The 4,190-nt window shown below is 61.0% G+C and carries 5 protein-coding genes; 3 read left to right on the top strand and 2 right to left on the bottom strand.

The genetic code is table 11. The features are described from left to right. Positions 1-218, bottom strand: a 218-nt coding sequence (locus tag ABW043_RS17785; protein WP_353922533.1) for an LrgB family protein, incomplete at its 3' end; no start/stop codon positions are given. Continuing rightward, positions 215-637 carry a CidA/LrgA family protein gene (locus ABW043_RS17780; RefSeq protein WP_353922532.1) on the bottom strand — a complete coding sequence of 141 codons (423 nt, stop codon included), beginning with the start codon at positions 635-637 and terminating at the stop codon, positions 215-217. The genes ABW043_RS17785 and ABW043_RS17780, both read right to left, overlap by 4 nt. Before the next feature lie 387 nt (positions 638-1,024). Between ABW043_RS17780 and ABW043_RS17775 the strand changes: the two genes are divergently transcribed. From ABW043_RS17775 to ABW043_RS17765, 3 genes are all read left to right on the top strand, one after another. Next, positions 1,025-1,720: a DedA family protein gene (locus ABW043_RS17775; RefSeq protein ID WP_353922531.1), complete on the top strand. Its 696-nt coding sequence runs from the start codon at positions 1,025-1,027 to the stop codon at positions 1,718-1,720. Positions 1,721-1,769: 49 nt separating this feature from the next. Then, the gene (locus ABW043_RS17770; RefSeq protein WP_353922530.1) at positions 1,770-2,978 is read left to right on the top strand and encodes an O-antigen ligase family protein; all 1,209 of its coding nucleotides are present in this window, start codon (positions 1,770-1,772) and stop codon (positions 2,976-2,978) included. 213 nt (positions 2,979-3,191) lie between these two features. Further along, positions 3,192-4,190 (top strand): sulfate ABC transporter substrate-binding protein (locus tag ABW043_RS17765; RefSeq protein ID WP_353922529.1); only part of this gene is annotated, 999 nt, incomplete at its 3' end.

Below are 4,190 nucleotides of genomic sequence, written 5' to 3'. Positions count from 1 at the left end.
ACGAACTGGGCGCCCTCGAAGTATTGGGCATAGGAGGTTCCGGTCACCTGCAGCAGGGCGATGATCAGGATGCCGGCGATGAGGACGCTATTGGCCAGCGGCGTGCCGCCCAGTCTTGCCGAGATGGCGAGGGCGAGGAGGTAGGCGAGAATTGTTGCCGTCAGCCAGAGCAGGGGACTGGCGCTGAGATAGACCCAGATTTCCGAGATGCCACTCATTGCTTGGCTCCATTCGACAGGCGGGCGAGCGCCAGATAGGTGCCGACGGTGACCAGCAGGGTCAGCAGCGTCGAGACGACAAGGGCCAGCAGCAAGGGCGGACCCCATTCGAGGATCAAGCCGCCATATTGGACGATGCCCACAGCCGAGGGCACGAAAAGCAACGAGAGGATGCCGATCAGGCCAGTGGCGGTGGCGTCCAACCCGGCATGCAGGCGGCGGCGCCAGCCTAGAAAGGCGAGCAGCAGCAGCATGCCCGCGACGGGGCCGGGGAAGACGAAGGATGGCGCGACAAGGCGACCGACGCTGACCAGGGTTTCGCCCGCCAACTGGCAGGCGATCAGCACGGCAAAGCCGGTGAGCAGGGTGGCGGGGCTGATGCGTGGCGGGGCTTTGCCTTCATCCGATTTCGCGGTCATCGGAGGTCATCCTTCGGGCATGTGGTCGGGGCATCGGCCGGAGGTGGCCGGTATGCAATTGGGTCAGCGCGATGGGCGCCGCGGCGGGTCTCACACATGCGGGCGAAAAAATCCATATCAGCGTGGCGCGGGCGAGCGTTTGACGAGAGTTGCGCAGTGGCATCGGCTGCCGTGGCGCATAAAGCAAATCATCGCGACGGGCCGGTGAGGTGGCTAGCTTTCTTCATGGGGGCAGGAGTAGTCTGGCCCGACAGTTCCGCGGTGCGCATATACGAGCGAACCGGGTGATCGAGGGGCATTCGTGAACGAAATCGACGCAAACTGCCGGCGCTACGCGGATGCGACGCCGTTTCTGCCCAATTTCAATTCTTCTGGTTCTCACGCCCTATGATCGAATTTCTTCACTCCATGTCGGTGTGGCTCGAGACGCTGCTCAACGCCGTTTCGGACAATTTCTGGCTTTCGATCGGGTTTATCTTTCTGGTCGCCATTGGCGAGGCGGTGTTCATCCTGGGCCTCTTCGTGCCCTCGACGCCGGTTCTGCTACTCGTTGGCGGCATCATCGCCACGGGCAAGTTGCCGTTCTGGGAAATCTACCTGGCGGCCGTTCTCGGCGCGGTGATCGGCGACGCGATTTCATACACTGTGGGCTTTGCGCTCAAGGACCGGATCAAGACCATATGGCCGTTCCGCAACTATCTTGATCTCCTGAGCCGAGGCGAAGCGTTCTTTGCCAAGCATGGCGGCAAGTCGGTGTTCATCGGCCGGTTCATTCCGGGTGTGAAGGCCGTGGTCCCCGGAATCGCGGGGATGATGGGCATGCAGTATCGCTGGTTTACCATCATCAATGTCTCGTCCGCCTTTGCCTGGGCGGCCGCCCATATCCTGCCGGGCATGCTGCTGACCGCGTGGCTCAAGTCCATCGGGCTGTCGCTGGAACTGGTGATCATTGTGGGTGCCGCGGTGCTGACCGTGCTCTTCCTGCTGATCCATTATTTCCGGTCGATCGTGCTGGTTTTTGCCCCTTTCATGGGCGAATTCGGGCGCTCGCTGCAGGCGCGCTGGGGTCGGTCGAGCGTCTGAGCCGCCGGCCACGCTTGTCTCTGGCGGCTTGGTTCTGTAGTTGAGCCATATGCTCTATTCAGTCCGCAGCTCTGCCGTTCTCCTTGCCCTCGTTGCCACGCTTGCCATGTCTCCCGTGGCGCCCGAGGCGGGGAATGTCATCTTTCTGGCGCTGGGCGGGCTCTCCATAGCGCTGATGTTCCGGCGGGCAGGAGATCAGGTGCAGCGTCCGATTGTCTGGATGCCGTTGCTGGGGCTGGGGCTCATCGCGCTCTCCTATGGCATTGGGGCGAAGTCCTTCGAGGGGCTTATCGGGCTAGCGTTCTTCTCGCCGCTCTTTGCAATCTGGCCACTTCTTACTGCTGCCGAGGATATGAAGTCCGACGATAGTTCGGTTCTCATCGCGATTCTTGCCTTGGCTGGCGTTGCCGGGGCTGCGGTGGTGGCGGTGATGGAGGTTGTGGCAACGGGCACGGTGCGAGCCGGTGGCGGCGTGGCCAATCCGATCCATTTTGCCGATGTGGCGCTGATTGCGGGCTTTCTGGCCTGTGCGGGGCTTGTTGGCAAAGTGACGCGGTGGCGGTTCCTGTTCCTGCTGGGGCCAGTGTTCGCGACCGTTGCTGTCGTGTTGTCGGGTACACGCGGCGCTGTTGTCGCCATTGCGGCGATGCTGGTCGTGGCAGCGATCGGGCTTGTCGTGCTGCGGGTTGTTTCCGTGAAAAGGGCGCTCATTGCGCTGGCGGTTCTGGTAGTCGGGTGCGCGGTTGCGTTGCTGCTGGGTGCAAGCCAATTCTCGGGGATTCAGCGAGTGCTGATCGATATCGGGGAGGTGCTGCAGCACGGCGTGCCGACCGACGAGTCGACGGCCATTCGGCTGCAGATGATTTCGGGTGGCATACAGGCTTTCCAGCAGGCGCCGATTTTCGGTCATGGGCCGCTGGCCTTCGTCAATCTCGCTAATGAGCTGGCCGGTGTGCCGTTCGGAAGCTGGCCGCATCTGCACAACGATCTTGCGGACTTTGCTGCTAGCGCCGGTGTTGTCGGGCTCATTTCTTATGCCCTGTTCCTCCTAGCGCCGATTATTGAGGCTCTCCAGGTGAAGAGCTCTGCGACCAAGCCGCGTATCCTGATCCTCGCTTCGACCCTCGTTGCCGGCTATTTCATCATGGGGCTGACCAATGCCATGTTCGGCATTCTGACGGTCACCGTGTCCTATGCTGTCATCTGTGTCGTCACCGGTATTTTGGTGACGCAGGCCAATCAGACGCCCAAGGCCTGAGCGTGTGGGCCGTTAAGGTCCCGTAAATCTCTTGAAAAAGGCGCAACGAAACGCAGGCAAAAGCCGCTGTTTCGGAACCCTGTTGCGACAAACTTGGCAACTGCGTTGTGTTGGAGCATTATTTTCTCCTTAGGGGCTTAGCCTCGCAAGCATGAACCTTCCCAATCACGACTGAGTTGATAGGGTTTATGTATTCGCTACCGGGAGGTTCCAATGAAACGGACAGCCAAGATCTTCGCCTATGCCGCCCTGGCCGCATCGCTCGCGGTTGGATTCTCCGTCACTGCCCATGCGCAGGACCGGACGCTCATCAACGTTTCCTATGACCCGACCCGCGAGCTCTATCGCGACTTCAATGAGGCGTTCATCGCCCATTGGCAGGAGACAAAGGGCGAGACTGTCGCTGTTCAGGTCACCCATGGCGGTTCCGGCTCGCAGGCCCGCACCGTGATCGACGGGCTCGAAGCCGACGTCGTCACCCTGGCGCTCGAAAGCGACATCAACGCCATTTCCGACGCCAATCCCACTTTGATCCCGGCCGATTGGCGCGGCAAGCTCGAAAACAACAACGCGCCCTACACTTCGACCATCGTGTTTCTCGTCCGCAAGGGTAATCCCAAGGGGATCAAGGACTGGGGCGATCTGATTGCCGACGGCGTCGAAGTGATCACGCCGAACCCGAAGACCTCGGGTGGCGCGCGCTGGAATTTCCTTGCTGCCTGGGCCTGGGCTCGTCAGGCCAATGGCGGCGATGAAGCCAAGGCGCAGGAATTCGTGACCAATCTCTTCAAGCACGTTCCGGTGCTCGATACCGGTGCGCGTGGCTCGACCACTACCTTTGTGCAGCGTGGCATTGGCGACGTTCTGCTCGCCTGGGAAAACGAAGCCTATCTCGCGCTAGAAGAACTTGGCCCGGATGCCTTCGATATCGTGACGCCATCGCTCTCGATCCTTGCCGAACCGCCGGTCGCGCTGGTTCCGGGCAATGCCGAGAAGAAGGGTAACCTCGATCTGGCTGAAGCCTATCTCGACTATCTCTATTCCGATGCCGGCCAGGCGATTGCTGCCAAGCATTACTACCGCCCGTTCCGTCCGGACGCTGCCGCTCCGGAAGATATCGCGCGCTTTGGCGACCTGAACCTTGTGACCATCGAGGATTTCGGTGGCTGGCGTGAAGCTCAGCCGAAGTATTTTGGCGACGGCGGCGTGTTC

It is taken from the genome of Devosia sp., from assembly GCF_040509215.1.
Classification (GTDB): Bacteria; Pseudomonadota; Alphaproteobacteria; order Rhizobiales; family Devosiaceae; genus Devosia.
Note: the sequence above shows the minus strand (reverse complement) of the source record. Positions and strands in the feature narration are given on the sequence as shown.